This window comes from Pseudomonas kilonensis (assembly GCF_001269885.1).
In the GTDB taxonomy this organism is placed as follows: domain Bacteria; phylum Pseudomonadota; class Gammaproteobacteria; order Pseudomonadales; family Pseudomonadaceae; genus Aquipseudomonas; species Aquipseudomonas kilonensis.
The window spans coordinates 485,229-511,773 of the sequence record NZ_LHVH01000017.1 but is presented as its reverse complement, the minus strand read 5'-3'; the positions used below and the strand labels follow the sequence as shown (position 1 = coordinate 511,773).

The window sequence follows — 26,545 nt, the reverse complement described above, 5'->3', positions numbered from 1 at the left end:
TCCCCTTTCGCCCGCTCAGCGGTGATATCGGTCCACGAACGCCAACGCCTGGTACAAGGCTTCGATTTTCGGCAGCTCACACCCTGCCGCTTTCGCTGCCGCCAATGGCCGACCGTAGATCGCGTCCAGTTCCAGCGCACGCTTGTGGGAATAATCGTGGTACATGCTCGGCCAGTAGTCGGGCATCTTCTCGGTCATCGTGAACAGATACTCGGCATAACCCGGCGCGATGTGATGCCCGCAGGCTTGCGCACCGCGGACCACCTCCCCCATCAGTGCCTGGATCAATTCGCGGCTATGGTCGTTGGCCATCAACGGCGTGGTACTGGCGCCCAACAGAACCGAAAGACCGTTGTATGGCACATTCCACACCAGCTTCTGCCAGCGGGCCTGTTGCAGGCCCGGCATGGCCTGGGCGTCGATACCGGCGCTGCGGAACAACGTCGCCGCCTCTTCGACGATCACCATGCGTTGTGCCTGATCGGCGCAAGGACCGCTGTGATAGCCGACGTTGACCGCACCAAGGGCCTGGTGGGTGACGACACCAGGGCCGACGCGATGCACGCAGATCAGGCACAGGCCACCCAACAGGTGCAACGAGTCGGGCAACAAAGGTCGAAGATCGTCTTCGACATCCAGGCCGTTCTGCAGCAACAGGACTTTTGCACCATCAGCGGCAGCCTGGGTAATGGCCGGGGCAAGCTCGGCATTGCTGGTGGTCTTGGCGCCGACCAGCAGCCAGTCGCAGGGCGGCATGTCGGCTGCCGAGCGATACGCCTGGACGGGGTTGAGGGCCAGCGCACCGTGAACCGCGCTGTCGATCCGCAAACCGGCTTCGGCCACGGCAGCAAATTCGCTGCGCAGTAAAAAGTGCACGTCAAAACCGGCACGCGCCAGCATCACGCCGTAGAACCCACCGATCGCCCCGGTGCCGATCATCCCGATCCGCGGTTTCACGCCTGCCTGCATCGTTGCAACTCTCCAGGTAAAAGTCCCTGCACACTATCAGCGCGAGCGGCATGGCATGCAATCTTCATTACATCTGCTCACGAATCTGTTGCAGAGCCATCTCCAAGGCCTTTTCCCCAGCCTATAGGGCATTAAACCCGTCCCAGCCCATTGTCGAGCAGCCTCGTAACGCGATAAGGTTCGGCTCCCCGACGCGCTTAAAATCCGCTGTGCACCGCCGCGCGGGGATCGCTGGCGGCCGGCACCCGTGACCTGACGAGTAACACGATGGCTGATTTACCGATCAACGACCTTAACGTCGCCTCCAACGAGACCCTCATCACGCCTGACCAGCTCAAGCGCGATATTCCCCTGAGCGACGCTGCCCTGCGCACCGTGACCAAGGGCCGGGAAGTCATCCGCAACATCCTGGACGGCACCGATCATCGCCTGTTCGTGGTCATCGGGCCCTGCTCGATCCATGACATCAAGGCCGCCCACGAATACGCCGAGCGCCTCAAGGTGCTGGCTGCGGAAGTCTCCGACACCTTGTACCTGGTCATGCGGGTGTATTTCGAGAAGCCTCGGACCACCGTCGGCTGGAAAGGCCTGATCAACGACCCGTACCTGGACGACTCCTTCAAGATCCAGGACGGCCTGCACATCGGTCGTCAATTGCTGCTGGACCTGGCGGAAATGGGCCTGCCCACGGCCACCGAAGCCCTGGACCCGATCTCGCCGCAATACTTGCAGGACCTGATCAGCTGGTCGGCCATCGGCGCGCGCACCACCGAATCCCAGACCCACCGCGAAATGGCCTCCGGCCTATCGTCGGCAGTGGGCTTCAAGAACGGCACCGACGGTGGTCTCACCGTGGCGATCAACGCCTTGCAGTCAGTCTCCAGCCCACACCGCTTCCTGGGCATCAACCAGGAAGGTGGCGTGTCGATCGTCACCACCAAGGGCAACGCCTACGGTCACGTGGTGCTGCGCGGTGGCAACGGCAAGCCGAACTACGATTCGGTCAGCGTCGCGCTGTGTGAACAGGCGCTGAACAAAGCCAAGATCAAGCCGAACATCATGGTCGACTGCAGCCACGCCAACTCCAACAAGGACCCGGCACTGCAACCGCTGGTGATGGAGAACGTGGCCAACCAGATCCTGGAAGGCAACCAGTCGATTATCGGCCTGATGGTCGAAAGCCACTTGAACTGGGGCTGCCAGGCGATCCCGAAAGACCTCGCCGACTTGCAGTACGGCGTCTCCATCACCGATGCCTGCATCGACTGGAGCGCGACCGAGAACACCCTGCGCAGCATGCATGCCAAGCTCAAGGATGTATTGCCGAAGCGGCAGCGCGGCTGAAAAAGATCGCAGCCTCGTTTCACTCGACAGCTCCTACACAGCTCCTACGCAGCTCCTATACATATTTGGAGCGGGGATGTAGGAGCTGGCGAAGCCTGCGATCTTTTACTTTCCTCAAGCCATAAAAAAACGCCGGGCTCTTCAGCCGGCGTTTTTTTGGGAATCCGTTTTCTCAGAGTTTCGCCGCGTGCCGCTGGTGACGCTCCATGTAGCGCTCCACGTAGGAGCAGGACGGGATCACCGTGTAGCCCATTTCTTCGGCGTACTGCAGCGCCCGTTCGGTCAACGCGGCTGCGATGCCCCGGCCACGCAAGGCGTTGGGCACGAAGGTGCGATAGATGTCCAAGGTCTGCTTGCCCAGGTCCATATAGGTCAGATAGGCACGATGACCGTCCACATTGGTCTCGAACTGATGACCAGCCTGGTCATGGTGGATGGAAACCGCCTCGCTCATCACTACTCCTCGCGGGTCTGAATGCGACCCCTACCTTACCGATGTTTTTCCGGCGAAGGAACATCTACGCCACCCCGTGCCTTCCTGGTCACCGAGCGCCAAAACCGATCCGCTCAAACCCGAGCACGTCGTGAATAGTAGGCACCAATGACGCAAATGCTCAAGGCACGCCTGTCATCGAAGGCGTAACCTGGTCGGGTTTATCGATTGAGCGCCATCGTCGCGCTGTAGTCGGTCACGGTGCAATAGCTGAACATCGCCAGTTGTTGAGTCTTGAGACGAGCGCGCGTAGTTAAAGTCACCGCCAATACCAATAAAGATGCCTGGGGCATTGCACAAAAAATGTACAAAAGTGTAGGTGAATCAATAAACAACGACGTTAGCGAGGGCTGCAAGAGTTCGCCCCGCTGCGGAACTTTTTTCCGCCAGCACGCCCCAGCCATGGGCTTGGGCCTGTATATTTTTTAAACAATCCGAAGAAAAGTTGCTCGAAAAAGAATCACCGCCTACAATTTTTTTGCTTCTTGCGCTACGTCAGTTTACTTACTACAAGTAATGGGTAGTATGTACGCCGGCTAACTCCTCAGTCTGGGGAGACAGTCACTAATAGAAAGTCCTTGAAGGGGAAACCGATGAACAACGTTCTGAAATTCTCTGCTCTGGCCCTGGCCGCAGTTCTGGCTACCGGTTGCAGCAGCGCATCGAAAGAAACCGAAGCACGTCTGACTGCTACCGAAGACGCAGCAGCTCGCTCCCAGGCTCGTGCAGACGAAGCTTACCGTAAAGCTGATGAAGCTCTGGCTGCTGCTCAAAAAGCACAACAGACTGCTGACGAAGCTAACGAGCGTGCTCTGCGCATGCTGGAAAAAGCTAGCCGCAAGTAATAGTCCTTCGGGATTGTTATCGAGCCGACCCATTTTTGGGTCGGCTTTTTTATTGCTTGAGTTTTAGCAGGCAATAAAAAACCCGCCGACATCGCGAAACGTCGGCGGGTTGTTTTCGAGTTTTTTACTGCTGCAAGTCGATCGGCGCGCTCGTGACCATCGGTGCCGAGGTGTTCGGAATAGCGATTTCCACCGGCAGGCCATCTTCGGCCGCCACCACGTCCCGCACCACGTCCCAGTTCATACGCAGGTTGCTGGTGATGTCTTCACGCTTGAGCATCGCGTTGATCACTGCGGTGTGCTTGTCCACCACCGACGGGTTGCCCTTGTCGTCCAGCGGCGTATGCGCTTCCAGGTACACCTTGCCACCGCTCAAGCCCAGCTTGTAGGGGTCATTGATGATCCGCACCGATGTACCTACCGGCACCATGCCGGCCATTTCCAGGACGTTGTTGTTGAACATCCGGAAGCAGCCGTGGCTGGTCCGCATGCCGATGCCGAACTTCTTGTTCGAACCATGGATCAGGTAGCCCGGGGTACCCAGGGTGAACTTGAACGGCCCCAGCGGGTTATCGGGACCGGCCGGCACGACATTTGGCAGCGGGTCGCCGTCGGCAGCGTGTTCGGCCTTGATCGATGCCGGCGGGGTCCAGGTCGGGTTCGGTGTCTTGGCGATGATGCTGGTGTGGGCGATCGGCGATCCCCAGCCCTCACGCCCAATCCCCAGCGGGAAGGTGTAGACCACGTTCCGCCCTTTGGGGAAATAGTAGAGACGGTACTCGGCCAGGTTGATCACGATGCCCTCGCGCGGACCCGGTGGCAGGATGAAGCGAGTTGGCAGCACGATCTCGGTGCCAGCGCCCGGCAACCAGGGATCGACCCCCGGGTTGGCGGCGACCATCTCGCTGTAGCCCAGGTCATAGGTGGTGCCCAGGTCGGCGAAGGTGTCTTCGTATTTGGCCTTGATGACCTGCACCTGGCCAATGATGTCTTCACCCGGCGGTGGCAGAGGCAGCTCCAGGGCGGCAACGGGGCCCGCCATACACAGGGCGGCAAGAGACAGGCAGCGGGCGACGGCAGGCAAGCGCGGCAACATCCGGGAAATCCTTCGCAGATCGAACAGGGTATGAAAACGGCGATTGTACACTGCCACCTGTTATTTCGGGGAGAGCGGTACAAAGGCGTCCGATGTGCAGCATTGTTTCAGGCGTTCACATCTATGGACGGTTCGACCAAATCCCTGTGGGAGCGAGCCTGCTCGCGATAGCGGTGGGTCTGCTTGCATTAATGTTGAATGTGCCGCCGCCATCGCGAGCAGGCTCGCTCCCACAAGGGACATGTCGGAAATCTGAGGAATTACAGCTCGAACCGCAGCTCAGGCCAGATCGGCGAAGTGCCGCGCTTCTGGGACTCCAGGATCGCCCGGCACAGCGAGCACAGGCGATGATCCTGGAAAATCTTGCGATCGACGCTCGACCAGCGCGGCTGGGCCGGCAGCAGGCTGCCGCAGAGGGTCCGGTCGGCCGAGCCACCGAGTTCCAACTGCCGGGTCACCAGGTGCACCCGTACTTCCTGGCAGGCGAACAGATCCAGCTGCTCGTCAGGCTCGATCAGTTGGTAGGCAAACAGGGACCAGGCGGGACGCGGCATCGAGGGCTCCAAATCGGGGGCGCCACATTAGCCGAAAGCCCGCCCTTAGAAAAGCGTCAAAGCAGCGGTTTCAGCGTCGGCCAGACATTTTCCAGCAACTGACCCTGGGCCGCGACGGACGGGTGCAATCCGTCGCCTTGCATCATGGTCGGGATGCCACCGACGTCCTTGAGGAAAAACGGCACCAACGGGATTTTTTTCTCCTCGGCCAGGGTGCTGTAGACCCGGGTAAAGGCCTCGGTGTAGCGCCGCCCGTAATTGGGCGGCAGTTGCATGCCCAGCAAAAGCACCTTGGCTCCGCTGGCGCGGGCGCTGTCGATCATCGCTGCAAGGTTTTGTTGCAATTGTGTTGGCGGCTGTCCGCGCAAGCCATCGTTGCCACCCAGTTCCAGGATCACCAGGTCCGGCTTATGGGCTGCAAGCAGCGCCGGCAGCCGCGCCTGGCCTCCGGCGCTGGTGTCGCCACTGATGGACGCATTGACCACTTTATCGTCAAAACCCTCGGCCTTGAGCCGTTGTTCGAGCAACGACACCCACCCTTGCCGGGTATCCAGGCCGAAAGCCGCGCTGATACTATCGCCAACGATCAGGACTGTACCCGCCGCTGCGTTCTGGGCCATGCACATCAAGGCCAGGCCGGCACTCAAAAACCACACACGCATCGGACTCTCCATGGGCTCAAGCATTCTCACCGCGACGGACCTTAGCAAAGTGGTCTCCAGCGCGGAAGGTGAACTGACCATCCTGCACGAACTCAGCCTCGAACTGAATAGAGGCGACAGCCTGGCCATCGTTGGCGCATCCGGTTCCGGCAAATCCACCCTCCTGGGTCTGCTGGCCGGCCTCGACCTGCCCAGCAGCGGCGAAGTGACGCTCGCCGGCCAGGCCCTCAGCGCACTGGATGAAGACCAGCGCGCGCGGATCCGCGCCGAGCATGTCGGTTTCGTCTTCCAGTCGTTCCAGTTGCTCGACAGCCTCAACGCACTGGAAAACGTCATGCTGCCGCTGGAACTGGACGGGCGCAAGGATGCCCGCGAACGTGCCACGCAACTGTTGCAGCGCGTTGGCCTGGGCCAGCGCCTGACCCACTCGCCGCGCCAGCTCTCCGGTGGCGAACAGCAACGGGTGGCGATTGCCCGCGCCTTTGCCGCCGAGCCCGACGTGCTGTTTGCCGACGAACCCACCGGCAACCTCGACAGCCACACCGGCGAGCGCATCAGCGACCTGCTGTTCGAATTGAACAAGGAACGCGGCACGACCCTGGTGCTGGTGACCCATGATGAACGCCTGGCACATCGCTGCCGGCGCCTGATCCGACTTGAAGCCGGCGAGATGGTCGCCCCTCTGGAGCCTTGATGGCACGCTTGCCGCTGTTGCGCCTGTTCAGTCTCGCTGTCCGTCAATTGCTTCGCGATGCCCGCGCCGGTGAGTTGCGGGTGTTGTTCTTCGCCCTGCTGGTGGCGGTGGCGGCCAGTACCGCCATCGGTTACTTCGGCGCACGCCTCAACGGCGCGATGATGATGCGCGCCACCGAGTTCCTCGGTGCCGACCTGCTGCTCGAAGGCAGCTCCCCCGCCCGCCCGGAGCAGATCCGCAGCGGCACCGAACTGGGCCTGGAACACGCCCGGGTCGTGGAGTTCTCCAGTGTCGTGGCCACCGACAACGGCATCCAGCTGTCCAGCGTCAAGGCAGCCGATGACAGCTACCCATTGCGCGGCGAACTGAAAAGCACCCCAACCCCGTTCGCCCCGGAAGAAATCGGCGGACGTCCGAACCCTGGCGAGGCCTGGGTCGAAGCACGACTGCTGACGGCACTGGACCTGAAGATCGGCGACAGCATCGACGTCGGCAACCAGACCTTGCGCCTGAGCCGCGTACTGACTTACGAGCCCGATCGCGCCGGCAACTTCTACAGCCTCACCCCGCGGGTGCTGATCAACCTCAAGGACCTGGAAGCCACCGGCGTGGTCCAGCCGGGCAGCCGTGTCAGCTATCGAGACCTGTGGCGTGGCCCGGCGCCGGCGCTGCAAACCTACCGTGACCTGGTCAAGCCGGGCCTTGAAGCCAACCAACGCCTGCAGGATGCCCGCGACGGCAACCGGCAGATCGGTGGGGCCCTGGGCAAGGCCGAACGCTACCTGAACATGGCCAGCCTGGTAGCGGTGTTGCTGTCCGGTGTCGCCGTCGCGCTCTCGGCCAACCGCTTTGCCACCCGACGTTTCGATGCCAGCGCGCTGCTACGCTGCCTGGGCCTGTCACGCCGGGAAACCATGGTGCTGTTCAGCCTGCAATTGACGGTGCTGGGCCTGCTCGCCAGCATCAGTGGCGCCCTGCTCGGCTGGATCGCCCAACTGGGCCTGTTCGCCCTGCTGCATGACCTGCTACCCACCACCGTTCCGCCGGGTGGCCTGCTGCCGGCGATCGCCGGGATCGGCACCGGGCTGGTGGCGCTGGCAGGGTTCGCCCTGCCGCCACTGGCTGCGCTGGGCCGGGTACCACCGTTGCGCGTACTGCGCCGGGACATGCTGCCGATCCCCTCCAGCTCCTGGGTGATCTACGGTGCTGCGTTGGGTGCCTTGGGCCTGATCATGTGGCGCCTGAGCCTGGACCTGGTCCTCACCTTCGCCCTGCTCGGTGGTGGCGTCGTCGCCGCACTGGTGCTTGGCAGCTTGTTGTTGCTGCTGCTCCAGAGCCTGCGTCGCCTGCTGGCCCGCGCCGCCTTGCCCTGGCGGCTGGGCCTCGGCCAATTGCTGCGCCATCCCTTGGCGGCGGCAGGCCAGGCCCTGGCGTTCGGCCTGATCCTGCTGTCCATGGCGCTGATCGCGCTGTTGCGCGGTGAACTACTGGACACCTGGCAAAACCAGTTGCCAAAAAACGCCCCGAACTATTTCGCCCTGAATATCCTGCCCAACGACAAGCAGGCCTTCACCGACAAGCTGCTGGCATTGTCGGCGCAATCGGCCCCGCTCTACCCCGTGGTACCCGGGCGTCTCATCAGCATCAATGGCGAGCCGGCCACAGAGTTCGTCACCAAGGAATCGGCCGGTGACCGGGCGCTGCAACGTGACCTGAGCCTGACCTGGGCCGAAGACCTGCCGGCGGGCAACATCGTCACCGCAGGGACCTGGTGGCCACAGCAGCCACCGGACGATATCCCCGGGGTTTCGGTGGAAGGCAAAGTGGCCGAGAACCTCAATATCAAACTGGGCGACCGTCTGGTGTTCAGCGTGGGGGGGGTCAACCGTGAAGCGAAGGTCACCAGCCTGCGGGAGATCAACTGGGACAATTTCCAGCCCAACTTCTTCATGATCTTCCAGCCCGGCACATTGAAGGATCTGCCGGCGACCTATCTCACCAGTTTCTACCTGGCGCCGGGCCACGACCAACAGATCGTCGACCTGTCCCGGGCCTTTCCGGCGGTGACGATCCTGCAAGTCGAGGCCCTGCTCGAGCAACTGCGCAGCATTCTGGCCCAGGTGACCCTGGCGGTGGAGTACGTGTTGCTGTTTGTGCTGGCGGCGGGGATGGCGGTGCTGTTTTCCGGCCTGCAGGCGACCCTCGACGAGCGGATTCACCAAGGCGCGCTGTTGCGCGCACTGGGCGCCGAACGGCCTCTGCTGGTCAAGGCCCGGCGCATCGAGTTCGGCCTGCTGGGCGCGGTCAGCGGCCTGCTCGCGGCCCTGGGTTCGGAGCTGGTGAGCCTGGTGCTTTACCGATACGCCTTCGACCTGCCCTGGCATCCGCATCCATGGCTGTTGGCATTGCCGCTGCTGGGGGCCTTGTTGATCGGTGCGGCCGGGGTATTTGGCACCCGTCGAGCGCTCAACGCCAGCCCGCTGACAGTATTGCGCGAGGGTTGATAGACTCCCGGCTTCGCTATTACAAGAAGTTGCCATGAGCCGTTATCGCCCACCCCGCACCGCCGGCACCGCGCTGATCACCCCCGAGGGTGAAGCGCGGATGCGCGCCGAGTTCCATGAGCTGTGGCATGTGCGCCGTCCCCAGGTGACCCAGGCGGTCAGCGAGGCGGCGGCCCAGGGTGACCGTTCGGAAAATGCCGAATACACCTACGGCAAGAAAATGCTGCGGGAAATCGACAGTCGCGTGCGCTTCCTCACCAAGCGCCTTGAAGCGCTCAAAGTGGTCAGTGAAAAACCCAGCGATCCGAACAAGGTGTACTTCGGTGCCTGGGTGACGGTCGAAGATGAGGATGGCAAGGAATCACGCTATCGCATCGTCGGCCCGGACGAGCTGGACCTGAAGCAGAACCTGATCAGTATCGACTCACCGTTGGCCCGGGCCCTGATCGGCAAGGCCCTGGATGCCGAGGTCAGCGTCCAGACGCCTACCGGCGAGAAACGGGTCTACATCGTGGACATCGCGTATCCGTAATCCTCGCCTCAGCGGCGCGTGATCAAGCCCTGCCGGGCGACACGGGTCAACTGCCGGATCATTTCAGGAGCGTCCGCCGCACTGGGGGACTGGATGACGGCCAGGTCGAAACTGTCATTGGCGAACCGCGCCAGTGACTCGCCGTCTTCGACAAACTGGATCAGGAAAGCAGCGGGCCCATGGTTACGACGCGGCCAGCCGTCGAGATAGCGCAAGAGCGTTGGCTGGTGAGTGCCGCCCAGGAGAATTTTCGGGTTGCGTTGCACAAGGTTCGCCGTGATCGGCGCAAGACGTACTAGGGGGCTGGGTGCGTTCATCGTGTCGTGTCTCTGCCTCAAAAGTCTGCATGGCAGGTGAGAGGCAACACCGAACCAGCGCTTTAGCGGTATTTCGAAGCCTTGTCTTCCGGCTTCTATCGGCGACTGGATTGAGTCACCTGGCGCCCCGCAAGTAGCTGTTTAAATCGGCGCATGAGCGGCATCCTAGAGAAGCTGACTGGCCAGTGTCAAGAATCACTCCGCATAAAAAGGCCCGTAGAAGACGGTAATGCTGTTTTCTGATTATCTGTTCCGAGAGGCGTGGGTTGGTGTGTGTATCCGTTTCTGCGGTAACGGCTACTTATGGTTCCGCTCTTACAGCGGGTCACTTTTGGAAGAGCGCCAAAAGTAACCAAAAGCGCTTTGCCCCACCACTCGGCACCTCGCCTAGGCTCGGCATGCCCTCACTCCGGCATTGCTCCGTGGGCCGCCGCGAAGGGCCATCCATGGCCCAGCGCGGCTACCTCGGCATCCATGCCGAGGTGCCCACTGCGCAATGCCTGCGTTCGGCCAGCGTGGTTTAACGGGGCGTTCAGATCAAGATCAAAAGCAAAGCAAAGCAAAGCAAAGCAAAGCCAGAGCGGTGCATGTCCAGTATCTATGTGGTTGCACCACCGCTATCGCGAGCAAGCTCGCTCCCACAGGGGGTTGTGGGCGTTCACAACATTTGCACGCGATACAAAAACCTGTGGGAGCGAGCTTGCTCGCGATGAGGCCGGCACATCCAACATCACCGCAAACTGACACACCGCCTTCGCGAGCAAGCCCGCTCCCACAGGAAAAACACGGTCCCACCAAGAACCAGGTCGGCTATAAGGCCGCCTCGCGGTGGACGTTGATCTCGGCGCCCCGTTAACCACGCTGGCCGAACGCAGGCGTTGTGGAGTGGGCATCCCGGCATGGATGCCGGGATAGCCGCGCTGGGCCATGGATGGCCCTTCGCGGCGGGCGCACGGAGCAATGCCGGAGTGAGGGCACACCGAGCCTAGGCGAGGTGCCGAGTGGTGGGGCAAAGCGCTTTTGGTTACTTTTGGCTGGTCCGGCTCCCGGCTCTTCCAAAAGTGACCCGCTGTAAGAGCGGAACCATAAGCCGCCGTTACCGCAGCAACGGATATACACACCAAAGCAACAAAACCAAAAAAAAACGGCGCTTCCCATTTCTGAAAGAAGCGCCGTTTTTCCGAAGTGAACAGCATCACGTACAAGACGGGTTCAAATCGAGCAATCAGCCCGCGATGGCACGATCGACCGACAGCTTGCCCGCCCCTTCGATCAGCACGGCAATACTGCCCGCCAGCAACGCCAGGGCAAACTCATAACCGTTGTTGGCCATGAACAAGCCGTTACCGATGTGCACGGAGAAAATCGCCACCAGCGACAGGAAGGCCAGGCCCAGTGCCGCAGGACGCGCCAGCAGGCCGATGATCAGCGCCAACCCGGCGAAAAACTCAGTACCACCTGCCAGTGTCGCCATCACGTAGCCTGGGGTCAGGCCGATGCTTTCCATCCACTGCGCTGTGCCTGCCAGGCCGTAGCCACCGAACAGGCCGAAGAGTTTCTGCGAGCCGTGGGCGGCAAATATGACACCAACGACAATGCGCAGGACCGTCAGGCCGTAGCCAGCGCGGGTAAACAAGACTTTATTGATCAACGAGCTCATGCGGGTTCATCCCTAGGTGTGTGGTTGTTGGTCGCTATATTAATCAAAAAAACTTGTACTAAAAGCGCAAAAAATGCGAGATAACAATCGAATTAATCGATTATTTACGCTGAGCAACCTTTTGATCTCCAGGCTCCAGCGACTCGCGTTCACGGTCAAACGCCAAGTAGTACTTATTCACACTATTAACGTAGCTGACGGCGCCCATTCCCACCTGCTCCATGGCAATGCGCTCAACCTGAAAGAACCATTGGTTCGGGTTCAGCCCCCGCCGCCGGGCCTCGGCTCGCATGCCTTGGACGCGCTCGGGGCCCATGTTGTAGGCGGCCAGGACGAAGGCCATGCGCTCGCGCTCGTTGAGCTTGGGGCTGGCAAAGAACTTGCGGCGGATGAGGGCCAGGTACTTGGCGCCGGCCTGCACATTGGCATCCAGGTTCTGGATATTACCGACCCCGACCCGCTGGGCCGCCGACGGGGTGATCTGCATCAGGCCGGTGGGGCCTGCACCGCTGCGGGCGTTGGGTTGCAGGGCGGACTCCTTGAAGGCCAGGGCCGCCAGGTTGAGCCAGTCCATGCCTTGGGCATCGGCATGTTTTTGCAGCACCGGGCGCAGTTTCTCCAGGCGTTGTCGATTGGCCTGGGCCAACGGATAGTGGACCTGGTACAAACGCCGGTAGATACGCAGGAATGCAGCGTCCTGGTTGGAGGGCACCTTATAGGTCACCAGGAATCGGTCGATGCTCGCCCGCAGCATGGCGGCGTCACGGCGAACGAACCAATACTCGTCACCCGGCTCGCCGATCAGCACCTGGCGGTCGAAGCGCAGCTTGGGCAGGATCTTGCCCCAGCGCTCCGCGATGGGCTGCTCGACGATGGTCAAATGAAAAATCCCGCCCTGGACCATTTCCAGGACATCCTCCACCGCCAGGGTGGGATCGACCCATTCGATCTTCACCGGCGGCAGCTTGAGCAGCGCCAGCTTCTGGTTGATCTGGCCCACGGCGTCGCCCGCTGCGCTGCCGTTGGGCAGGGCCAGGGTCTTGCCGGAAAGTTGTTCCACGCGGGTGTAGCGCTTCTCGCCCTTGATACCCACCAGCAGCAACGGCACGTCGGTACGGATCGGATTGCTGGCGCTGACCGCCTGGCCGGCCTGGGGCTCGAGCAATTCACCCGGCGCCACAAGATCGCCCTCCCCGCGCTGCAGGGCGCCGAGCAGTTGGTCCTTGGCCTTGGGAATGATCTTGAGGGTGATTTCCTGACCATCCCGGGCGTGGCCGTTGAGGTATTGCTCGAAAGCACGCAGCCGATGGTATTCGACGCCAATGGGTTGCCCCTGGACTTCACCGGAGCTGTTGCGGCTCTGGTTGACCAACACCTTCAACACACGGCTGCTGCGGATTTGCGCCAGGTCGCGCACCGTGCCCGGCGCCACCGCCTGCACCGGCCCGGGCAGCCGTGCTTCGGCCGGCATTGGCAACAACAGCGAACAACACAACAGTAGCAATACCTGGGGACGTGTCATCCACTCTCCGGAAGGAATACTGCGGACCGCCTCCCTTGAAAACGAGGCTGAGTCGACAGAAACAGAGCGCCTGGGGCGCTGAAAAAGTGCGGAAGACTGGCACAGTGATGGCTTTTATACCAACCCTATGTGTCTCGCGGCCTTAACAGACAGCCTCAACTCGTTGTAGTTCTTGGCTTTTCTTATAAATCTACAGCTCTGATATGCTTTCCAGCCTTTGGGCCGAGGTAGCACCATGCAACTCATCGATATCGGCGTCAACCTGACCAATCCCAGTTTCGCCGACAAACATCAAGCGGTGCTCGAGCGCGCCTATGAATCCGGGGTCTGCCAACTGGTCTTGACCGGCACCAGTATCGAGGGCAGCGAACAGGCTCTGGAACTGTGCCAACACCTCGACGACACGGGTGAGCGGCTGTTTTCCACCGCCGGCATTCACCCCCACAGCGCCAGCGAGTGGACCGCCGACAGCGCCCGGCACCTCAAGGAGCTGCTAATGCACAGCCGCGTGCGCGCGGTGGGCGAATGCGGACTGGATTTCAACCGGGACTTCTCTCCCCGACCGCAGCAGGAAAAGGTCCTGGAAGAACACCTCGCCTTGGCGGTCCAGTTGCAACTGCCGGTGTTCCTGCATGAACGCGACGCCGACCAGCGCTTGCTGGACATCCTCCGGGATTTTCGCGATCAGTTGCCGGCCGCCGTGGTGCACTGCTTTACCGGTGAAAAAAAGGCACTGTTCAGCTACCTCGACCTGGACCTGCACATCGGCATCACTGGCTGGATCTGTGACGAGCGCCGGGGCACGCACCTGCACCCGTTGGTGCGCGAAATTCCCCGCGGTCGGCTGATGCTCGAAAGCGACGCGCCGTACCTGCTGCCTCGCACGCTGCGGCCCAAACCCAAGAATGGCCGCAACGAACCGGCCTACCTGACGGAGGTCCTGCGCGAAGTGGCGTTGCACCGGGGCGAAACCCAGGAAGACCTGGCAGCCCACAGCACCGCCTGCGCCCGGGCGTTTTTTGGTTTACCCGCCATTTCCGAATGAACCCACATCCCTCTGTGGGAGCGGGCTTGCTCGCGAATGCGGTGGATCAGCAAATACAGCAGTAACTGATCCAACGCATTCGCGAGCAAGCCCGCTCCCACAAGGGATCTGGTGTCTACTAGTCCATATCAAAATCCCCGGCTCCTGTGTTGTCTGTTGACCCACATCAAAATCCCGTCACCTGAGTAGCGGCAGAATAATGGCACCTTGCCAATGCTGTTTCCGCTATCAGAGAAGACCTTCCATGGGTGCCTGGCTTAGCAATATCTCGTTGAAATACAAATTCTGGGCAGTCAATGCGGTCGCCTTTGTCACCACGTTGCTGCTGGTGCTCTACGCGGTGCACCTCGAACAGCAGGCGCGCAACCACGCGACCCAGGCGAATGCCCAGGCCCAGGCACACGTGCTCGCTGCCTGGCCGGCCAGCCAACCCCTGCCCAAGGCCGATGACCTCCTGGTATTCCAGCGCGACCAAGTCCCGGTGTTCAACGAACAACCATTGCCTTCACTGGCCCAGGCCAACGGTTGGGTCAAACTCGACACCGCGCTGCTGTTTGGCGACGACCCGCTGCTGGGCGCCCAAGTGATCCGTCGAGGTGACGGCCAACAAATCGCCGTGCTGGCCCAAGGTGTGAGCCTGAGCCAAGTGTTCGGTGAACGCTTCAGCCAATACGCCGCGGCCGTGTTCGTGTTGATGCTGGCGATGCTGGGCGCCTCGCAACTCTTGATCCGTTTTCTGCTCAGCCAGCTCAACACACTCAAAGACGTGATGCTGCACGTGGAAAAAACCGGTGACCTGTCCGCCCGCGTGCCCCTGGCCTGCAAGGACGAAGTGGGCCAGATGGCGGCGGCGTTCAACGCCATGCAGGCCGGTTATCAACGGGTCGTCGACACCGTTGCCAGCACCGCCCGGCAGTTGGACAGCGGTGCGGCGCGCCTGGCGTCGAGCATGAACGATGTGCGCCACGGCATGCTCGGCCAGCAAAGCGAAACCGATCAGGCGGCCACGGCGATCAACGAAATGTCCGCCACGGTTTATCACATCGCCCAGCATGCCGGCGCCACCCGCGACCTGTCGAAAACCGCCGATACTCTGGCCGGCAACGGTCAGGAAGTGGTCGGTCGGGTACAGCAGTCGATCACCGGGCTGTCTTCGGGTGTGCAGCAGACCGCCGAAATGATCCAGCGCCTGGCCGAAGACAGCCAGAAGATCAACGGGGTGGTCAGCGTGATCCACAGCATCGCCGAACAAACCAATCTGCTGGCCCTGAACGCGGCGATCGAAGCAGCACGGGCTGGAGAAATGGGCCGGGGTTTTGCCGTGGTGGCCGACGAGGTGCGCAACCTGGCCAAGCGGGTACAGACCTCCACCGATGAAATCACCACCATGGTCTCGGCCCTGCAGGCCGGGACTCGAGACGCAGTGGACTTCATGCAGGAGAGCTCGCTCAAGGCCGACGATTGCGTGCAACAGGCCCGCGAGGCCGGCGATGCGTTGGCACAGATCACCGCAGCGGTGGCGCAAATGCGCGAGAGCAACACCCAGATCGCTGTCGCGGCCGAACAGCAAAGCCACGTCGCCGAGGAAATGAACCGGGCAGTGGTGAGCATTCGCGACGTGACCGAGAACACCGTGCGCCAGACCGTCGACTCAGCCACCACCAGCCACGAATTGGCGACGTTGGCGGGCGAGTTGAGCAAGGCGATTGGGCAGTTGAAACTGTAGAACGCGGGCTTGCCCTAGTCCCACTGTGGTGAGGAGATTCTCTCTGTGGGAGCAAGGCTTGCCCGCGATGGGGGCACCTCGGTTCACCAAAGACCGCATCGCGCCCATCGCGGGCAAGCCTTGCTCCCACAGATAAGTCCCTAGCCACAACAGCAAAACTGTATGGCCGCCTATCGCTTCGATAGCCAACCGCCATTCGCCGCCCCGCCCGACCGGACCTATCCTTGGATTATTCAGTTTCATTCAAGGAACAGCATCATGGGCAAACGTCACCCCAATCTTCCGGCCTGGCAATGGCGCACCTACCCAGACAATCATCGGCGCCCCACCAACCTGGTGTTGCACCTGATTGCCGTGCCGCTGTTCATCATCGCGTTTCTGCTGATTGTGTCGGGGGTGTTCAGCATGAGCCTGGGCGATGTCGCCATCGGCATCATCGGCCTGCTCGCGGCGCTCGGGCTGCAGCACCATTGTCACGTAGAGCCTTAACCGAAAATAGTGACCGTCTGCCGACTCAGGGCGATCAAGCGGCCATCGGCGCTCCAGAACTTCGCGGCGACATGGCCGTAGCCGTCCTGGGCATGTTCGATCTCGGCCAGGTACTTGCACCAGTCCAGTGTCGTGAGCGCCAGCAGCGGCTGGACGAACTCGATGGTCCACGTGAGCGTGCTGCCCGGGGCCATTTGCGAAAGGTGAGGCAACAAGGCCGGCGGCCAGGCGTCCACCAAGGCCAGGATATGACTTTCGTTCAGCGGCTCCTCCTGCACATCGCCGCGCAAGCGCACCCAGCCGCCCATGCTCCGGGATTTATTGCCGCTGAACGGCAAGCCGCCAACGCTCCAGCGCATCGCCAGGTGCCGCATGAATTCCGGGGTCATGCCCTTGACGTAAGGCAGTTCCTGGCATTGCTCCACGCTTTTAAACTCTGGCGCGGGATCGGCCTGCACCGCCACCACGGATGAGCGCGATGCGCCGAAACTGCCTTGCACCACGGTCACCACCTGGCCGTTCTGCACCGCGCGCCCCAGCACCTGACTCACTGCCTTGCCTTCACGCAATACGTCGACTTCAAAACTGACAGGCACGTCGGGCTCGACCGGGCCAACAAAGGTGATCGCCAGCGAACGCACCGGGCGATCCGCCGGCACTTGGGCACGCATCGCCTCATATTGCAGTGCCGCCACCAACCCGCCAAAACTGGCCCGACCCTGGCCCCATTCAGGCGCGATGCTCACCGCACCTGGCTGCCGGCGTACGGCATCGATCAAATCGGAAAAGCGCATGACGACCTCGAAAACAGGGAAAAAGATGAAGGAATCTTAACCAGCCCGGGCTGGCGGCACAGGGCTCATTCCGGCCAAAGAGACTGACAGAAAAGCCGCGAGCCTGAATCCTACAAATATCCTATGTGGGAGCGAGCCTGCTCGCGATAGCAGTGGGTCAGCTTGCAGATTTATTAACCGGTCCACCGCTATCGCGAGCAGGCTCGCTCCCACAGGGATTACTGGTGGGAGTCAGGATTTTTCGAAGCAACTGACAATCAGCTTGTCGAGCACCTTGTCAGACTTGGCCTCGGCCCTGTCCATCGTGGCGTGCCAGGTGGGCACACAAGCGTGCAGATCGGTTTCTTCCTTGGCCCTGGCCAGCCATTGCCAGCAATCGTGCCAATCGCCCAGCGCGGCCTGGGCGGACTTGAGCCGGGGCATGGCTGCTTCAGGCAGGCGGTCGAGTTCAGGGTAGGCTTCGATGGCGTAGCGCACGCGCTTGATCAGCAGGCGCAATCGATGGCGGTCATGGGCTGGATCGCGCAGGGCTTCGCCGAGTTTCTTCCACTGTTTGTCCAGGCGCTTTTCGATGCGTTTGCGCAAGCCCTCCAGCAACCCCTCGCGCTGGGCGGCGCGAATGAAGCGCGGGAAGGCGTCGAGGATCATCAGCAACTGCGCCAGTTCAACACTCGCGGCCACGGCGGGATAAGCCTCAGCCATTTGCACCTGGCGTCGCCGCGCCGCCTCAGCTTGGCCATGCTGCTCCAGGTAAGCGGCCAACACTTCCCGGTCGCGCAAGGGCGTGGTCAGGGTGCCGACCGCCGAAGCAGCCGTCTCCAGCTGTTCGACGCCAGGCAACCCACGCAATGGGCGAAGCAGGCTGCGCAAACGGCGAACCGTGGTGCGCAGGTCATGCAGCGCTTCGCTGTCGGTATGGGCATTCAAGCGGGCCTGACAGGCCAACAGGCGGACTTCCAGGCCCAGTATCCGGGCCACCAGCCGATCGATCATGGACGTACTCCGTACACAGCGTTGAGCGTCAAGCCGCAAGCTACAAGTGAAAAACGATTCTGCGTCCTTCCCTTGTAGCTTGCAGTTGATGGCTTGTCGCTGCCTTTATCGTCCGGCGCGGGACTCGCGAATGTAGAAACGCGCCTTCTCGGCTTTCTTGGCGCAGCCTTCGAACGCTTCGAATTGCTGCTGGGTCTTGGCGCCCGTCAGCAGGGACAGGGCCTTGGAGTAGCTGACGGTGCCGGCAAAACCTTCGGCCTTGGCCAGGTCCAGCTCACGCCAGGCGCTGTCGAGTTGGCTACCGCAGCTGTCACGGTAAGCGGTTTTGCCTGCGCAACCGGCCAGGGCCAGAACCATCAGGGATGCCACCAGGGGCAGGCAGATCCGGGCTTTCATCGATTACACCTCAAGTCAGAAAAACAGTCGTGCTGGTAAGACGGTCGCGCCGGCAAAAAGTGCCAAGCCCCGACCGTGTAAATTCAGTGTGGATGAGAATACGCAAATGCCACGCCGGCGTGTCAAAAAACGACGCCTGCGCCACAACGATTGAGCCGAGCCGTCGATGGGTGCATTGTTGAAGTCTGTTCGACAAGAGGCCGGGTCATGACAAAACGTGTCGCATTGGTATTGGGCTCCGGTGGCGCCCGGGGCTATGCCCATATCGGGGTGATCGAAGAAATCGAACGACGAGGCTACGACATTGCCTGCATCGCCGGTTGTTCCATGGGCGCTGTCGTCGGCGGAATCTATGCCGCGGGCAAGCTCAAGGATTACCGCGACTGGATCGAAAGCCTCGACTACCTGGATGTCCTGCGGCTGGTGGACGTCAGCTTTCGCCTGGGAGCGATTCGCGGTGAGAAAGTTTTCGGGCAGATCCACAAGATCGTCGGCGACATCAATATCGAGGACCTGCGCATTCCCTACACCGCCGTGGCCACCGACCTGACCAACCAGCAGGAAATCTGGTTCCAGGAAGGTTGCCTGCATCAGGCGATGCGCGCCTCGGCGGCGATTCCCAGCCTGTTCACCCCCGTGATGCAAGGCAACCGCATGTTGGTGGATGGCGGCCTGCTCAACCCATTGCCGATCGTGCCGGTGGTGTCGAGCCACTGCGACCTGATCATCGCGGTCAACCTCAACGCCACCAACCAGAAACAGTATCGATTACCGGTGATCCCGCGCCCCGCCGCGTTCCGGCGCCGCTTCGACACCCTGGTCAGCTCCCTGGGTTCGCGCCTGCCGTTTCGCCGCAAACAGGCCGAGCAGCTGTTGCTGCTGGAGCAGGAAGCCTTGAAGGCCGAAGCGGCGGACATCAACCCGTGGATCGACTCGGCCGAGCCTGAAGGCCAACAACCGGCCGCCGCGCCAGAGAACGAAGGCGCACCGAAATCCGCCACCGGCTCGTTCATCATCGACAACGTCGGCCCGGCGTCGTTGCTGGACTTGATCAACCAGAGCTTCGAAGTGATGCAGACCTCGCTGGCCCAATACAAGATCGCCGGTTACCCGCCGGATGTGCTGATCAACGTGCCGAAACGGGTGTGCCGGTTCTTCGAGTTCTACAAGGCGCCGGAGTTGATCGCGTTGGGGCGGGAGATTGCCAGCGATACTTTGGATCGGTATGAGAGTGACCAGAACTGAATGTGATCGCAGGCCTCCTGTGGCGAGGGGATTTATCCCCGCTGGGCTGCGAAGCAGCCCCAAAAAAGCTTCAGACATGATTTTTACCTGACACACCGAGTGTTCAGGTTTTAGGGCTGCTTCGCAGCCCAGCGGGGATAAATCCCCTCGCCACAACAGTGCTTGGCTTGAAACTTTTTGGCTAAACAGCACCCTCCCCCAACAACCGATACCCCACCCCCGCTTCGGTCACAATGAACCGAGGTCGGGTCGGGTCGTCGGCCAGTTTCTGGCGCAGGTGACCGACCACGATCCGCAGGTAGTGACTGTCTTCGGTGTGGGTCGGGCCCCAGATGTCCTTGAGCAGTTGCTGCTGGGTGATGACCCGCCCCGGGTGGCGTGCCAGTTGCGCCAGTACGGCGTACTCCTTGCGGGTCAGGGCCACTTCGCTGCCGTCCAGCAGCACCCGTCGATAGGCCAGGTCCACCGTCAGCGGGCCAAACTTCAGCGCGGCTTCCTGTGGCTCGCCCGCCGGGGCCTGGCGCAACAAGGCGCGGATGCGGGCAAGGAATTCCTGGATGCCAAACGGCTTGGTTACGTAATCGTTGGCACCGTTGTCCAGCGCCTCGACCTTCTGCGCTTCGCTGGCCCGTACCGAGAGCACCAGCACCGGCACCGCCGACCATTGGCGAAACTCGCGCAACACTTGTTGACCGTCCATGTCCGGCAGGCCCAGGTCGAGCACCAGCAGATCGGGTTTGTTCAGCGCCGCCTGGGCAAGGCCTTCAGCGCCGGTGCCGGCTTCCAGCACCTTGTAGCCTTGGGAACTCAAGCTGATGCGCAGGAATTTGCGGATCTGCGGCTCGTCATCAATGACCAAAAGGGTCGCGGTCTGGCTCATGGGGTTCGTTCGTTGCACTCAGGTGGGAAGGCAAGTAGATAGGACAAGAGTAACTCAGCGCCGCTCAAGCTTCATCGTCCATGCCCGGTTGTGCCTGCAAGGGCAGGTGCAACGTGATGCAGGTGCCGCGCCCGTCGAGACCATCGGCCACGCTGATGCGCCCGCCATGGGCACCGACCATGCCCTGGCAGATCGCCAATCCCAACCCCGTGCCCTGCCCGCCCCGATCACCGCGCGCGGCGGTATAAAACATATCGAAGATTTTCGCCCGCTCCTCTTCAGGGATCCCAGGCCCCTCGTCAGCCACGGCAAAAAACACTTCGCTGTCGGTCGCCCCGGCGCTCAGCAGCAGCCGCCCGTGAACCGTTGAGAATCGCGCAGCGTTCTCCAGAACGTTCACCAGGGCCTGTTCGATCAACGCCGCATGGACATAGAGCAAGGGCAATTCAGCGGGCACCTCGACACTGAGCGCCAGCGGCGCCAACACCGCCCGCAGGCGGTTCAGCGCGCTGCCGACGATGTCGGCCGGTGCTACCCAGTCCCGCGCCAGCTTCAGGGCACCGTGACCGAGACGGGTCATGTCCAGCAGGTTCTGGATGTAGCGATCCAGCCGCTCGGCCTCATCGCGGGTGCCTTCGAGCAGTTCACGGCGATCGGCCAGTGGGATCGCCTCCCCCAGCGCCAACAGGCTGTCGATGCTGCCGCGCATGGCGGTCAGCGGTGTGCGCAGATCGTGGGACACTGAAGCCAGCAAGGCGCTGCGCAGCTGTTCGGTTTCACCGTGCAGGCGCGCCGCTTCCAGATCCTGGGCCAGTTGCGCCCGGGCCAGCGCCTGGGCCAATGGTTGACTGAGGGCCGCCAGCAAACGCCGACGCTGACCACTCAACGGCTTGCCTTCTTTCGGGCATACGCCCAGCAAGGCCAGCGGCCCGCCCTCCGCCGACAACGGCCACCACCACCATCGCCCGGAAGGCAATGTCCCGGTGCCCGCGCCGGCCGGCTGATCATGCTGCCAGGACCAGTCGGCCGCCGCGCGCTCGGCCTCGGTGAACGTCAACGGCTCACCGCTCTCGACTTTCCAACCACTCTGGCCGTCGCGGTTGAGCAGGCACAGTTGCAAGTCGTGCCAACCGTTGAGGTGCTGCGCGGCGGCGCTGATCACCGCCTGGCGGTCAGTGGCGGCCGTGAGTTTGCGGGACAGGTCGAGCAACTCGCCGGTTTCCTGCTGGGTGTCGCGCAGGGCCTGCAACTGGCGACGCTGACGAGCGGCAAGGTTGCCTGTCAGGGCGGCCATGAGCAGGAAAAACACCAGCGTCAGCACGTCTTCTTCGCGCTGGATGGTGAAGGAAAACGTCGGAGGGATGAACAGAAAATCATAGGCCAGGAACGACAGCGCCGCGCAGGCCAGCGCCGGGCCGAGGCTGCTGCGTACCGCCACCAGCAGCACCGCCATCAGGAACACCAGGGAGATATTGGGCAACGCCAACCACCCCGAGATCCCCCAGGCCAATGCACTGGCCGCCACGGTCGCGGTCAGCGCCAACACATAGTCGAACCCGGTCTGGACGGCGTTCGAACGCACGCGTGCGGGACGCGGTTGTTCATCGCTGTCCAGCACGTTGATTTCCAGACCCCGGGCATCGCGCAGCAGGCGTGACGCGAGGCCACCGCCAAACAGCCGTCGGCGCAGACGTGGCCGGGACTGGCCCACCAGCACCAGCGTGGCGCGACGCTCGCTGGCATGCTGGATCAGCGTCCTGGCCACTTCGCCGGCCCGCAGCAGCACCACTTCACCCCCGAGGCGTTCGGCCAGTTGCTGGGCATTCTGCAGGCGCTGGCGCGAGGGCTCATCACGGGCGCTACCGTTGTCCACATGCACCAGGCTCCACGGCAGATGCCGACGCTGTGCAACGCGGCTGGCATGGCGCACCAGGCGTTCAGCCTGTACGTCACCGTCCACCCCCACCAGCAAGCGTCCGCGTACCGCGGGCGCGGCCTGGCCCAGTTGTCGATAGCCCTGGGTCAGGTCGTTGTCGACCTGGGCGGCGGCGGTCTGCATGGCCAGCTCACGCAACGCGGTGAGGTTGGTCTGGGTGAAAAACGCATCGATCGCCGCCCGGGCCTGTTCCGGCACGTAGACCTTGCCATCGCGCAGGCGCTCCAGCAGCTCACGCGGTGGCAGGTCGATCAGCAGCAGTTCATCGGCCTCCTGCAGGACCCAATCCGGCAACGTCTCGCGCACCTGCACACCGGTGATGCCGCGCACTTGGTCGTTGAGACTTTCCAGGTGCTGGACATTGACGGTGGTGTAGACATCGATGCCAGCCGTGAGCAGCTCCTGAATGTCCTGCCAGCGCTTGGCATGGCGACTGCCAGGCGCGTTGCTGTGGGCCAGTTCGTCCACCAGGACCAGGGTCGGGCGGGCGGCGAGCAGGCCGTCGAGGTCCATTTCCTCAAGCATCACACCGCGATATTCCGAGCGCACCAAGGGCTGCTGCGCCAGGCCGCCGAGCAGCGCTTCGGTTTCGCTTCGACCGTGAGTCTCCACCACTCCGGCGATGACCTTCACGCCTTGACGCAGTTGGGTGTGGGCCGCTTGCAGCATGGCGTAGGTCTTGCCCACACCTGGGGCCGCGCCAAGAAAGACCTTGAGTCGACCACGGTCGTTGCGGGGCAGATTGGCTAACAGTGCGTCGGCGCGGCCGGAGTCGCTCATGGCGTGGAAATCTCTTTCAAATATTGATCAAACACCCTGTGGGGAGTCGGACCTGTGGGAGCAAAGCTTATGGGAACTGGACCTGTGGGAGCAAAGCTTATGGGAGCCGGACCTGTGGGAGCAAAGCTTGCTCGCGATGAACGATTACGCGGTTCATCAGTTGAACCGTGTCGCCTTGATCGCGAGCAAGCTTTGCTCCCACAGGTCCGGCTCCCACAGGCTTTGCTCCCACAGGTCCAGCTCCCACAGGCTTTGCTCCCACAGGTCCGGCTCCCATAAGCTTTGCTCCCACAGGCGCTACTCCCACAGGTTTTACAGTTTTTCCAGGGCCAGGTTCAGCGCCAGTACATTCACCACTGGCGGGCCCACCAAGGATTGCTCGATGTTGTCATCAAGCAGTTGCTGCAAGGTCGAGGCCGGCAGGTTGCGCGCGGCGGCGACACGCGCCAGTTGATAGGCAATCGCCGCCGGAGGCAAGTGCGGATCCAGCCCGCTGGCGGAGGTGGTCAGCAATGCCAGCGGCACCGGGCCCTGGCCGGGTACCAGGCGTTTGTGAGCGTCATCGATCACTCGGGTGGCCAGGGCCGGATTGCTCGGGGAAAAGTTGCTGGCGCCGCTGGCGACCGTGGCAAAGGCACCGGCCGATGGCCGTGGATGAAACCAGGCATCGCCAGTGAAATCCTGGGCGATCAGCGTCGAGCCACGGACTTTGCCGGCGGCATCAACGATCAGGCTACCGTTGGCCTGGACGGGAAAGGCGACTTGCGCCACGCCGGTGACCACCAGCGGGTACGCAACACCGGTGATCAGGGTCATCAGGAATAACAGGCTCAAGGCCGGGCGAATCAGAGTGGACATTTCAAAATCCTCGAATTGAAGTAAATCCTGTGCAAACAAAACCTTGGGGAATTACCTTGTGGGAGCAAAGCTTGCTCGCGATGCAGACACTTAGATTCCAGGCAAGACCGCGTCATCGTTCATCGCGGGCAAGCCTTGCTCCCACAAATAGTGAACTCAAACCAGGTGCAACGCCGTCAGCAACATATCGATCGCCTTGATCCCCACGAACGGCACCACGATCCCGCCCAGGCCATAGATCAACAGATTGCGCCGCAACAACGCCGCCGCACTTGCCGCGTGCACTCGCACGCCGCGCAAGGCCAGGGGGATCAGTACGACGATGATCAAGGCGTTGAAGACGATGGCCGACAGGATCGCGCTCTGCGGGCTGCTCAGGTGCATCACGTTCAACACGCCGAGCTGTGGATAAATCGAGGCGAACAGTGCTGGCAGGATCGCGAAGTACTTGGCGATGTCATTGGCGATGGAAAAGGTGGTCAGCGCGCCACGGGTCACCAGCAGTTCCTTGCCGATCTGCACCACGTCCAGCAACTTGGTCGGGTCGCTGTCGAGGTCGACCATGTTGGCCGCCTCCCGCGCGGCCTGGGTGCCGTCGTTCATCGCCATGCCGACATCGGCCTGGGCCAGGGCCGGGGCGTCGTTGGCGCCGTCGCCGCACATGGCCACCAGCCGACCGTCATTTTGCTCGTGACGGATACGCGCCAGCTTCTTCTCCGGCGTGGCCTCCGCCAGCACGTCGTCGACACCGGCCTCGGCGGCAATCGCGGCGGCGGTCAACGGGTTGTCGCCAGTGACCATCACCGTGCGGATCCCCAGCTTGCGCAGCTCGGCAAAGCGCTCACGAATGCCGGGCTTGACCACGTCCTTGAGATGGATAGCGCCGAGCAGCTTGCCGTCCACACATACCAGCAATGGCGTGCCACCACTTTGGGCGATCTTGTCGACCTCCCGCGCCAGTGCCGATGGCAACTCATTGCGTGCAAAGCCGATGAAATCCAGCAACGAGTCCACGGCGCCCTTGCGGTAGATGCGGCCCTGATAGTCGACCCCGGACAAACGGGTTTCAGCACTGAACGGCACGGCCGTCAACGCTTCGACGCCAGGCTCGGACTGTGGATGCAAACCTCGCAGGTACTCGACGATGGACTTGCCCTCGGCGGTATCGTCAGCCAATGAGGCGAACAGCGCGCCTTCGGCCAGTTCCTTGGCACTCACACCGGGGGCGGCATAGACCGCTGTACAGCGACGATTGCCAAAGGTGATGGTGCCGGTCTTGTCCAGCATCAACACATGCACGTCTCCCGCCGCCTCGACCGCACGGCCGGATTTGGCGATCACGTTCAGGCGCACCAACCGATCCATCCCGGCGATGCCGATGGCCGACAGCAGCCCGCCGATGGTGGTGGGAATCAAGGTGACCAGCAGCGCCACCAGAAACACCAGCGGCAGGCTGGCGTTGGCGAAATGGGCGAACGGTTGCAGCGTCACCACCACCAACAGGAAGATCAGCGTCAGGCCGATCAACAGGATATCCAGCGCCACCTCGTTCGGCGTTTTCTGGCGCTTGGCGCCTTCGACCAAGGCGATCATGCGGTCCAGGGTGGACTCGCCGGGATTGCTGGTGATGCGTATCAGCAACCAGTCGGAGACCAGCCGCGTATTGCCGGTGACGGCCGAGCGATCACCGCCGGACTCGCGGATGACCGGCGCCGATTCGCCGGTGATCGCCGCCTCATTGACCGCGGCGATGCCTTCGATCACTTCACCGTCGCCGGGGATCATATCGCCGGCCTCGACGCGCACCACATCGCCTTTGCGCAGACGGGTGGCGGGGATGATTTCAAAGCCGCTGGCGGTCTGGCGACGTGCGTTGAGGCCTTCGCTGCCAGCCTTGAGACTGTCGGCCCGGGCCTTGCCGCGGCCTTCGGCCAAGGCTTCGGCGAAGTTGGCGAACAGTACGGTGAACCACAGCCACAACGCGATTTGCGCAGCCACAAAGGTCGGCACGGCGTTGTCGGGAATGAAACACAGCACGGTGGTGAGGATCGCGGTCAGTTCCACCACCAGCATCACCGGTGCGCGGTGCAACTGGCGTGGATCGAGCTTGACGAAGGCTTGCACCAGCGCCGGCCGCCAGAGGGCCGACAGGTGGGTCTTCGGTTGCTCCGGCGCCTTGGCGGCGACGGTTTTGCTCATCGGCATATTCAT

At 62.1% G+C, this 26,545-nt stretch carries 23 protein-coding genes and 1 pseudogene; 9 read left to right on the top strand and 15 right to left on the bottom strand.

The features are described 5' to 3' along the window. Positions 1 to 15 precede the first annotated feature (15 nt). Positions 16 to 969: a putative 2-dehydropantoate 2-reductase gene (locus tag AD662_RS08895; protein WP_018603107.1), complete on the bottom strand. Its 954-nt coding sequence runs from the start codon at positions 967 to 969 to the stop codon at positions 16 to 18. Positions 970 to 1,236: 267 nt separating this feature from the next. On the opposite strand from AD662_RS08895, the gene AD662_RS08890 reads away from it, so the two are divergent. Next, entirely contained in the window at positions 1,237 to 2,313 is a 1,077-nt protein-coding gene (locus AD662_RS08890; protein ID WP_003199364.1) for a 3-deoxy-7-phosphoheptulonate synthase, read from the top strand. A gap of 172 nt (positions 2,314 to 2,485) precedes the next feature. On the opposite strand, the gene AD662_RS08885 is transcribed toward AD662_RS08890, so the two are convergent. After that, entirely contained in the window at positions 2,486 to 2,767 is a 282-nt protein-coding gene (locus AD662_RS08885) for a GNAT family N-acetyltransferase (RefSeq protein ID WP_014337268.1), read from the bottom strand. Between the two features lie 632 nt (positions 2,768 to 3,399). On the opposite strand from AD662_RS08885, the gene oprI reads away from it, so the two are divergent. Continuing rightward, complete coding sequence (gene oprI, locus AD662_RS08880) at positions 3,400 to 3,651, top strand: outer membrane lipoprotei OprI (RefSeq protein ID WP_003183784.1); 252 nt, start codon at positions 3,400 to 3,402, stop codon at positions 3,649 to 3,651. A gap of 124 nt (positions 3,652 to 3,775) precedes the next feature. On the opposite strand, the gene AD662_RS08875 is transcribed toward oprI, so the two are convergent. From AD662_RS08875 to AD662_RS08865, 3 genes are all read right to left on the bottom strand, one after another. After that, on the bottom strand, positions 3,776 to 4,747 hold the full coding sequence (locus AD662_RS08875) for a L,D-transpeptidase family protein (protein ID WP_014337267.1): 972 nt from the start codon (positions 4,745 to 4,747) through the stop codon (positions 3,776 to 3,778). Between the two features lie 260 nt (positions 4,748 to 5,007). Beyond that, positions 5,008 to 5,301: a hypothetical protein gene (locus AD662_RS08870; protein WP_003199347.1), complete on the bottom strand. Its 294-nt coding sequence runs from the start codon at positions 5,299 to 5,301 to the stop codon at positions 5,008 to 5,010. 56 nt (positions 5,302 to 5,357) lie between these two features. Then, on the bottom strand, positions 5,358 to 5,963 hold the full coding sequence (locus AD662_RS08865; RefSeq protein WP_018603083.1) for an arylesterase: 606 nt from the start codon (positions 5,961 to 5,963) through the stop codon (positions 5,358 to 5,360). A gap of 10 nt (positions 5,964 to 5,973) precedes the next feature. Here AD662_RS08865 and AD662_RS08860 point away from each other — a divergent pair, with 10 nt between their 5' ends. The 3 genes from AD662_RS08860 to greB are packed head-to-tail and all read left to right on the top strand — an operon-like array spanning position 5,974 to position 9,693. Next, positions 5,974 to 6,657 (top strand): ABC transporter ATP-binding protein, encoded by a 684-nt coding sequence (locus AD662_RS08860; protein ID WP_018603081.1) that lies wholly within the window; start codon positions 5,974 to 5,976, stop codon positions 6,655 to 6,657. Then, positions 6,657 to 9,161 (top strand): ABC transporter permease, encoded by a 2,505-nt coding sequence (locus tag AD662_RS08855; protein ID WP_053181596.1) that lies wholly within the window; start codon positions 6,657 to 6,659, stop codon positions 9,159 to 9,161. Before AD662_RS08860 ends, AD662_RS08855 begins: the two co-directional genes overlap by 1 nt. Before the next feature lie 34 nt (positions 9,162 to 9,195). Then, positions 9,196 to 9,693 carry a transcription elongation factor GreB gene (greB, locus tag AD662_RS08850; RefSeq protein WP_003199337.1) on the top strand — a complete coding sequence of 166 codons (498 nt, stop codon included), beginning with the start codon at positions 9,196 to 9,198 and terminating at the stop codon, positions 9,691 to 9,693. An 8-nt stretch (positions 9,694 to 9,701) separates the two neighbouring features. Here greB and AD662_RS08845 read toward each other — a convergent pair whose 3' ends face one another. The 3 genes from AD662_RS08845 to AD662_RS08835 all read right to left on the bottom strand — a co-directional run bounded on the left by AD662_RS08845 (position 9,702) and on the right by AD662_RS08835 (position 13,192). Beyond that, positions 9,702 to 10,010, bottom strand: a complete 309-nt coding sequence (locus AD662_RS08845; protein ID WP_024618163.1) for a hypothetical protein — start codon at positions 10,008 to 10,010, stop codon at positions 9,702 to 9,704. 1,225 nt (positions 10,011 to 11,235) lie between these two features. Beyond that, positions 11,236 to 11,670 carry a DoxX family protein gene (locus AD662_RS08840; RefSeq protein WP_053186701.1) on the bottom strand — a complete coding sequence of 145 codons (435 nt, stop codon included), beginning with the start codon at positions 11,668 to 11,670 and terminating at the stop codon, positions 11,236 to 11,238. Positions 11,671 to 11,770: 100 nt separating this feature from the next. Continuing rightward, positions 11,771 to 13,192, bottom strand: a complete 1,422-nt coding sequence (locus tag AD662_RS08835; RefSeq protein ID WP_024616789.1) for an MltF family protein — start codon at positions 13,190 to 13,192, stop codon at positions 11,771 to 11,773. Positions 13,193 to 13,427: 235 nt separating this feature from the next. Between AD662_RS08835 and AD662_RS08830 the strand changes: the two genes are divergently transcribed. The 3 genes and pseudogenes from AD662_RS08830 to AD662_RS08820 all read left to right on the top strand — a co-directional run. Next, the gene (locus tag AD662_RS08830) at positions 13,428 to 14,237 is read left to right on the top strand and encodes a TatD family hydrolase (protein WP_018603038.1); all 810 of its coding nucleotides are present in this window, start codon (positions 13,428 to 13,430) and stop codon (positions 14,235 to 14,237) included. Between the two features lie 244 nt (positions 14,238 to 14,481). Next, positions 14,482 to 15,963 (top strand): methyl-accepting chemotaxis protein, encoded by a 1,482-nt coding sequence (locus AD662_RS08825; RefSeq protein WP_053186698.1) that lies wholly within the window; start codon positions 14,482 to 14,484, stop codon positions 15,961 to 15,963. Between the two features lie 258 nt (positions 15,964 to 16,221). Beyond that, positions 16,222 to 16,440, top strand: a pseudogene (locus AD662_RS08820) (terminase); the annotation flags it as partial. Positions 16,441 to 16,448: 8 nt separating this feature from the next. Here the strand turns inward: AD662_RS08820 and AD662_RS08815 are convergent. The 3 genes from AD662_RS08815 to AD662_RS08805 all read right to left on the bottom strand — a co-directional run bounded on the left by AD662_RS08815 (position 16,449) and on the right by AD662_RS08805 (position 18,635). Next, positions 16,449 to 17,246, bottom strand: a complete 798-nt coding sequence (locus AD662_RS08815; protein WP_018603031.1) for an acyl-CoA thioesterase — start codon at positions 17,244 to 17,246, stop codon at positions 16,449 to 16,451. A 231-nt stretch (positions 17,247 to 17,477) separates the two neighbouring features. Beyond that, positions 17,478 to 18,239 carry a CHAD domain-containing protein gene (locus AD662_RS08810; RefSeq protein WP_053186696.1) on the bottom strand — a complete coding sequence of 254 codons (762 nt, stop codon included), beginning with the start codon at positions 18,237 to 18,239 and terminating at the stop codon, positions 17,478 to 17,480. Positions 18,240 to 18,344: 105 nt separating this feature from the next. Further along, complete coding sequence (locus AD662_RS08805; protein WP_014337256.1) at positions 18,345 to 18,635, bottom strand: hypothetical protein; 291 nt, start codon at positions 18,633 to 18,635, stop codon at positions 18,345 to 18,347. A 207-nt stretch (positions 18,636 to 18,842) separates the two neighbouring features. On the opposite strand from AD662_RS08805, the gene AD662_RS08800 reads away from it, so the two are divergent. Continuing rightward, positions 18,843 to 19,880 carry a patatin-like phospholipase family protein gene (locus tag AD662_RS08800; protein ID WP_018603025.1) on the top strand — a complete coding sequence of 346 codons (1,038 nt, stop codon included), beginning with the start codon at positions 18,843 to 18,845 and terminating at the stop codon, positions 19,878 to 19,880. A gap of 181 nt (positions 19,881 to 20,061) precedes the next feature. On the opposite strand, the gene AD662_RS08795 is transcribed toward AD662_RS08800, so the two are convergent. The 4 genes from AD662_RS08795 to kdpB all read right to left on the bottom strand — a co-directional run bounded on the left by AD662_RS08795 (position 20,062) and on the right by kdpB (position 26,545). Next, positions 20,062 to 20,760 (bottom strand): response regulator, encoded by a 699-nt coding sequence (locus AD662_RS08795; RefSeq protein WP_018603023.1) that lies wholly within the window; start codon positions 20,758 to 20,760, stop codon positions 20,062 to 20,064. 64 nt (positions 20,761 to 20,824) lie between these two features. Continuing rightward, complete coding sequence (locus AD662_RS08790) at positions 20,825 to 23,476, bottom strand: sensor histidine kinase (RefSeq protein WP_053186693.1); 2,652 nt, start codon at positions 23,474 to 23,476, stop codon at positions 20,825 to 20,827. A gap of 312 nt (positions 23,477 to 23,788) precedes the next feature. Continuing rightward, the gene (gene kdpC / locus AD662_RS08785; RefSeq protein ID WP_053186690.1) at positions 23,789 to 24,334 is read right to left on the bottom strand and encodes a potassium-transporting ATPase subunit KdpC; all 546 of its coding nucleotides are present in this window, start codon (positions 24,332 to 24,334) and stop codon (positions 23,789 to 23,791) included. A gap of 156 nt (positions 24,335 to 24,490) precedes the next feature. After that, the gene (gene kdpB, locus AD662_RS08780; RefSeq protein ID WP_053186688.1) at positions 24,491 to 26,545 is read right to left on the bottom strand and encodes a potassium-transporting ATPase subunit KdpB; all 2,055 of its coding nucleotides are present in this window, start codon (positions 26,543 to 26,545) and stop codon (positions 24,491 to 24,493) included.

Coding starts and splice junctions, on each gene's coding strand:
- AD662_RS08895 (WP_018603107.1), bottom strand. CDS start 969: ATGCAGGCAGGCGTGAAACCGCGGATCGGGATGATCGGCACCGGGGCG.
- AD662_RS08890 (WP_003199364.1), top strand. CDS start 1,237: ATGGCTGATTTACCGATCAACGACCTTAACGTCGCCTCCAACGAGACC.
- AD662_RS08885 (WP_014337268.1), bottom strand. CDS start 2,767: ATGAGCGAGGCGGTTTCCATCCACCATGACCAGGCTGGTCATCAGTTC.
- oprI (WP_003183784.1), top strand. CDS start 3,400: ATGAACAACGTTCTGAAATTCTCTGCTCTGGCCCTGGCCGCAGTTCTG.
- AD662_RS08875 (WP_014337267.1), bottom strand. CDS start 4,747: ATGTTGCCGCGCTTGCCTGCCGTCGCCCGCTGCCTGTCTCTTGCCGCC.
- AD662_RS08870 (WP_003199347.1), bottom strand. CDS start 5,301: ATGCCGCGTCCCGCCTGGTCCCTGTTTGCCTACCAACTGATCGAGCCT.
- AD662_RS08865 (WP_018603083.1), bottom strand. CDS start 5,963: ATGCGTGTGTGGTTTTTGAGTGCCGGCCTGGCCTTGATGTGCATGGCC.
- AD662_RS08860 (WP_018603081.1), top strand. CDS start 5,974: ATGGGCTCAAGCATTCTCACCGCGACGGACCTTAGCAAAGTGGTCTCC.
- AD662_RS08855 (WP_053181596.1), top strand. CDS start 6,657: ATGGCACGCTTGCCGCTGTTGCGCCTGTTCAGTCTCGCTGTCCGTCAA.
- greB (WP_003199337.1), top strand. CDS start 9,196: ATGAGCCGTTATCGCCCACCCCGCACCGCCGGCACCGCGCTGATCACC.
- AD662_RS08845 (WP_024618163.1), bottom strand. CDS start 10,010: ATGAACGCACCCAGCCCCCTAGTACGTCTTGCGCCGATCACGGCGAAC.
- AD662_RS08840 (WP_053186701.1), bottom strand. CDS start 11,670: ATGAGCTCGTTGATCAATAAAGTCTTGTTTACCCGCGCTGGCTACGGC.
- AD662_RS08835 (WP_024616789.1), bottom strand. CDS start 13,192: ATGACACGTCCCCAGGTATTGCTACTGTTGTGTTGTTCGCTGTTGTTG.
- AD662_RS08830 (WP_018603038.1), top strand. CDS start 13,428: ATGCAACTCATCGATATCGGCGTCAACCTGACCAATCCCAGTTTCGCC.
- AD662_RS08825 (WP_053186698.1), top strand. CDS start 14,482: ATGGGTGCCTGGCTTAGCAATATCTCGTTGAAATACAAATTCTGGGCA.
- AD662_RS08815 (WP_018603031.1), bottom strand. CDS start 17,246: ATGCGCTTTTCCGATTTGATCGATGCCGTACGCCGGCAGCCAGGTGCG.
- AD662_RS08810 (WP_053186696.1), bottom strand. CDS start 18,239: ATGATCGATCGGCTGGTGGCCCGGATACTGGGCCTGGAAGTCCGCCTG.
- AD662_RS08805 (WP_014337256.1), bottom strand. CDS start 18,635: ATGAAAGCCCGGATCTGCCTGCCCCTGGTGGCATCCCTGATGGTTCTG.
- AD662_RS08800 (WP_018603025.1), top strand. CDS start 18,843: ATGACAAAACGTGTCGCATTGGTATTGGGCTCCGGTGGCGCCCGGGGC.
- AD662_RS08795 (WP_018603023.1), bottom strand. CDS start 20,760: ATGAGCCAGACCGCGACCCTTTTGGTCATTGATGACGAGCCGCAGATC.
- AD662_RS08790 (WP_053186693.1), bottom strand. CDS start 23,476: ATGAGCGACTCCGGCCGCGCCGACGCACTGTTAGCCAATCTGCCCCGC.
- kdpC (WP_053186690.1), bottom strand. CDS start 24,334: ATGTCCACTCTGATTCGCCCGGCCTTGAGCCTGTTATTCCTGATGACC.
- kdpB (WP_053186688.1), bottom strand. CDS start 26,545: ATGAATATGCCGATGAGCAAAACCGTCGCCGCCAAGGCGCCGGAGCAA.